Origin of the sequence: Pseudomonas sp. FH4, assembly GCF_000510915.2 — a bacterium.
Lineage (GTDB): Bacteria > Pseudomonadota > Gammaproteobacteria > Pseudomonadales > Pseudomonadaceae > Aquipseudomonas > Aquipseudomonas brenneri.
The window spans coordinates 1-1,434 of sequence record NZ_AOHN01000010.1 but is presented as its reverse complement, the minus strand read 5'-3'; the positions used below and the strand labels follow the sequence as shown (position 1 = coordinate 1,434).

Sequence of the window (1,434 nt, the reverse complement as noted above, 5' to 3'; positions counted from 1 at the left end):
TGGACTGCCCCCAAGAAGTTGGACACCAATCCAATTTCTTGGGGTGTTCACATGAGCAAGTATTCAGATCAATTCAAGCTCACCGCCGTCCAGGCCTACCTGGAGGATGGCAAAGGGTTCAGAACAGTAGCTCAGCGATTTGCAGTGGACTTCAGCCTGCTGCGGCGCTGGGTCTGCGCTTTCCAGAAGCATGGTCAGTTCAGCCTGCGCAAACCAGGCCAGCGGTACAGTGTGACCTACAAGCGCTCAGTCCTTGAGTACATGCACAAGCATCAGCTTTCCTCGCGCCAGACCGCCGCCCATTTCGGCCTCGGTCAGTCCTCGCAGATAGGCATTTGGGCACGGCAGCACTACAGTGGGAGTCTGGCTTTACCTACTCCCAAGAGAAAAAAACCTACTGCCATGTCGAAAAAGCCTTACCCCATCAAACCTACGACGTCCGATGACACCGATAAAAGCCGCGACCAGTTGCTGGCTGAGCTTGAGTGGCTGCGTATGGAGAACGCTTACCTAAAAAAGTTGGAAGAACTGAAGGCGCAGGAGCGAAGTCGGCCCAAAAAGCCCTGATCGTGTCGACGCTCAAGGACAGGTTTCCCTTGGCTGCCGTTCTGCAGCTGGCTGACTTGCCTCGCAGCACGTTCTATTACCAGCTCCAGGCGCAGGTCAAACCTGACAAGCATGCTGTCCTGAGGCAGCTGATTCAGCGTATCTATCATGAGGAAAAGGGGCTTTACGGTTACCGACGTGTTACGGCGGTGATCCGCAACGCCGGCACCTTGGTTAACAAGAAGGTCGTAGAACGCTTGATGGCCGCGCTTGATCTTCGCTCACTCGTACGGCCCAAAAAGTACCGGTCGTACAAGGGCGTCGTCGGCCTCATCGCGCCCAACCTGCTGGAGCGAAACTTCCTCGCGCAGCGCCCGAATCAGAAGTGGGTGACCGATGTGACCGAGTTCAAAGTGGCTCAGGAAAAGGTCTATCTCTCTCCCGTGATGGACTTGTACAACGCCGAAATCGTGGCATACGAAGTGGCCAGCAGGCCGTGCCTTGGGCTGGTCACCAACATGCTGGACAAGGCCTTCAAGCGCCTGGGAAACAAGCCGAAACTGGTGCTTCACTCGGATCAAGGCTGGCACTACCAACACTCGCAGTACCGCCACAAGCTGGCAGAGCAAGGACTGAAGCAGAGTATGTCACGCAAAGGAAACTGCCTGGACAATGCGGCAATGGAGAGCTTTTTTGGTACGCTTAAGTCCGAGTTTTTCTACCTGAAGCGTTTCGAGAGCGCTGAGGAACTGAAAGCCGGTCTGGACGAGTACATCCACTACTACAACCATGACCGCATCAAGCTAAAGCTCAATGGCATGAGCCCTGTGAAATACAGGACTCATGCTGCTGAGGCTGCTAGCTGAAACTGTCCAACTTTTCGGGGGC

The 1,434-nt window shown here is 55.0% G+C and carries 1 pseudogene; it reads left to right on the top strand.

Going from position 1 to position 1,434, the window contains the following annotated elements:
• The first annotated feature begins 51 nt into the window (after positions 1–51).
• Positions 52–1,412 (top strand): annotated as a pseudogene (locus tag H097_RS28135) (IS3 family transposase).
• Positions 1,413–1,434 lie beyond the last annotated feature (22 nt).